We start from the raw sequence: 3303 nt of genomic DNA on the forward strand, positions 1-3303 counted from the left end.
GCCCCGACCCGACCCCCTCCTCCGCGACGGAGTTCCGTCTCAGGGACGCCAACGCCACGGCCTGGCGGCGCGGCCAGATCCCGGCGGCGAGCGGCTTCGGCAACGCCCGTTCCGTGGCCCTCGTCCAGTCCGCGCTCGCCTGCGCGGGCACCGTCCGGGGCGTACGGCTGCTGTCGGCGGCGGGCGCCGCGCGGGCCCGTGAGGAGCAGTTCAGCGGCGAGGACCGCGTGATCGGCATGCCCCAGCGGTACGGCCTGGGATACGGCCTGTTCGGCACCACCTTCGGCTGGGGCGGCTGGGGCGGCTCCCTCGTCATGATCGACCCCGACGCCCGCATGGCGGTGGCCTACACGACCAACCAGATGCGCGAACCCGCCGAGGACACCCGCGGGTTGGACCTCGTGATGTCCGCCTACGACGGCCTCCAGGGCCTCTAGCGCGGACTCCACGCCCGCAGGGGCGGGGCACGGAAAATCCCGTGCCCCGCCCCTTCCTGTTTCCCTACACTCACCAGGCAGCCCATGAAGGGGACGACGAGCGAGGGGAGTACGGCCATGTGCGTGCGCACAGCTGTCGCCGTTCCCCGGACGTCGTACGACGTGATCCTCGTGTCCCCGGCCCTCCGGTGCCCGCTGCGCGGCCGGCACCGGATGCCCGTGACGACTGTCTGAACGGTCGAGTACCGCCTGGGCACGTCTGTGTGACGTGCCGTCATGTCGCCGTACGGGTCATCGCGCCGCCCTGTCACCACATCGTCCGAAAGGCCCTGGGCCGTGCGTACCACCACTCACCCCGACCCGCTCTCCGTCGTCCGCAACCTCGGCATCCTCGCCCACGTCGACGCCGGCAAGACCACCGTCACCGAGCGGATCCTGTTCGCCACCGGCACCACCCACAAGCGCGGGGAGGTCCACGACGGCACCACCGTCACCGACTTCGACCCGCAGGAGCGGGACCGCGGGATCACCATCTTCGCCGCGGCCGTGAGCTGCGCGTGGGACGGACACCGCCTCAACCTGATCGACACCCCGGGGCACGTCGACTTCGCCGACGAGGTGGAGCGCTCGCTGCGGGTGCTCGACGGAGCGGTCGCGGTGTTCGACGCGGTGGCGGGGGTGGAGCCGCAGAGCGAGTCGGTATGGCGGCAGGCGGACCGGCACGGTGTGCCGAGGATCGCGTTCGTCAACAAGCTGGACCGCGCGGGCGCCGACCTCGACGCGGCCGTCGAGTCGATCCGGCGGCGGCTGCATCCGGCCCCGCTGGTCGTGCAGTTGCCCATCGGCAGCGAGGACGGCTTCACCGGCGTCGTCGACCTGGTCCGGATGCGGGCGCTGACCTGGACGGACGGTGACACGGCCGAGGAGGGGCCGGTGCCGGAGGGCCTGCGCGAGGAGGCGCTCCGGCGTCGCCGCGCACTGGAGGAGGCCGTCGCCGAACGGCACCCGGCCGCCCTTGAGGAGTTCTGCGACCGCGAGACCCTCTCGGCCGCCACCCTCACCGCCGCCCTGCGGGACCTCACCCGCAGCGGTGACGGCGTGGTCGTCCTGTGCGGCTCGGCCTACCGCAACCGCGGTGTCGAACCGCTCCTGGACGCCGTCGTGGCGTACCTGCCGTCACCGCTCGACGTGCCCGCCGTACGCGGGGACAACGGCGAGGAACGGCCCTGCGACCCGGCGGCGCCCTTCGCGGCGCTGGCGTTCAAGGTGAACGCCGGCCCGACGGGACGGCTGACGTACCTACGCGTGTACTCGGGCACGATCGAGAAGGGAGCCACCGTGTGGGACGCGGGCGCGCGCCGCACCGAACGCATCGCGCGGATCCTGCGTGTGCGGGCCGACCGGCACGCCCCGCTGGAACGGGCGGTCGCCGGTGACATCGTCGCCGTCGTCGGGCTGAAGTCGGCCCGTGCCGGGTCGACCCTGTGCGCGCCGGACGCCCCGCTCGTGCTCGAACCGCCGAGCGTGGCCGAACCGGTGGTGTCCGTGGCCGTCGAGGCCGGGCGGTCCGCCGACACCGACCGGTTGGCGTCCGCTCTCGCCCGGCTGACCGAGGAGGACCCCTCGCTCGTCGTCCGCACCGACACGGAGACCGGTCAGACCCTGCTGTCCGGCATGGGCGAACTGCATCTGGAGGTGGCGGTGGAGAAGGTGCGGCGTGAGCACGGCCTCGCCCTCACCCTCGGGCGCCCGGGGGTCAGTTACCGGGAGACGGTCGGGCGCGGAGTGTCCGGGCTGGTCTTCCGGCACGTCAAACAGGACGGCGGGGCGGGGCAGTTCGCCCATGTCGTGCTCGACGTCGAGCCGGCGGAGGCGGGCTTCGCGTTCCGTTCCGCGGTCGTCGGCGGGCGCGTGCCGCAGGAGTACGTCCGCGCGGTCGAGGCCGGTTGCCGGGACGCGCTGGCCGAGGGTCCCCTCGGCGGGCACCCGGTGACCGGGCTGCGGGTGACCCTCACCGACGGGTCGACCCATGTGAAGGACTCCTCGGACACGGCCTTCCGCACGGCCGGCCGGTTCGGCCTGCGGGAGGCGCTGCGGGCCTGCGCGATGGTCCTCCTGGAGCCGGTCGCGGAGGTCACGGTCACCGTGCCCGAGGACGCCGTCGGCAGTGTGCTCGGCGACCTCGCCGCGCGCCGCGGCCGGATCTCCGGCTCGGTCAGTCGGGGCGGTTCGGCGATCGTCACGGCGACCGTGCCGCTGGCCGAACTCTTCGGCTACGCGACGAGGTTGCGCAGCCGGACCCAGGGCCGCGGCACCTTCACGGCCCGCCCGACGGGCTACGCACCGGCCCCGGCCGAGGCGGCGGCCCGGCGGTGACCTGCGTGTGGCCCTCCCCGGCCGGGGAGGGCCACACCTCGCGCCGGGGCCGGGTCAGCAGTCCCTGAACTCCGGCGACTGGTTCAGCACCTGCGAGCGCACCGACGTGAAGCGCGCATACGTCTCACCGTCCACCGACTCCGGGCGGAAGGCCGCCACCCGGTGGCAGTTCTGGAAGGCGAGGGCCACGCCGAAGTGGCGTTCCAGGCTGCCCCGGATGGCGTCACTGGCGAGGGCCCGCAGCAGCTGGCCGCGCTCCTTCTCCGACGGGGGAGGGGTCTGGTTGTCGGAGAACTCGGCGGTGCCGCCCTTGAGTTCACCGGCCAGGGACGCGATCAGGTCGTAGGCGTAGGGGAGGGAGGCGCGGACCGTGGCCACGAAGTCCTCCTCGCGGATGGCGCCCTGTTCGGCTTCGGCGAGGAGCTCGGGGGATACGTCGAGAGACATGTGCTGCGGTTCCTGTCCGTCGGTGGGGCGGGGGTCAGTCGCT

3 protein-coding genes are annotated in these 3303 nt (G+C 73.5%); 2 read left to right on the forward strand and 1 reads right to left on the reverse strand.

Annotated features, from left to right (window positions below; genetic code table 11):
- A partial coding sequence (locus EHS43_RS40760; RefSeq protein WP_148104238.1) for a serine hydrolase occupies positions 1-437 on the forward strand: 437 nt, incomplete at its 5' end.
- Positions 438-773: 336 nt separating this feature from the next.
- Entirely contained in the window at positions 774-2813 is a 2040-nt protein-coding gene (gene fusA, locus EHS43_RS40765) for an elongation factor G (protein WP_125195574.1), read from the forward strand.
- Between the two features lie 54 nt (positions 2814-2867).
- Here the strand turns inward: fusA and EHS43_RS40770 are convergent, their stop codons facing one another.
- Entirely contained in the window at positions 2868-3260 is a 393-nt protein-coding gene (locus EHS43_RS40770; protein WP_125195575.1) for an SCO5389 family protein, read from the reverse strand.
- Positions 3261-3303: the final 43 nt, after the last annotated feature.

It is taken from the genome of Streptomyces sp. RP5T, from assembly GCF_003933965.1.
Lineage (GTDB): Bacteria > Actinomycetota > Actinomycetes > Streptomycetales > Streptomycetaceae > Streptomyces.

Excerpts from the sequence above, each read along its gene's own strand:
- EHS43_RS40770 (WP_125195575.1), bottom strand. The coding sequence starts at position 3,260 with ATGTCTCTCGACGTATCCCCCGAGCTCCTCGCCGAAGCCGAACAGGGC.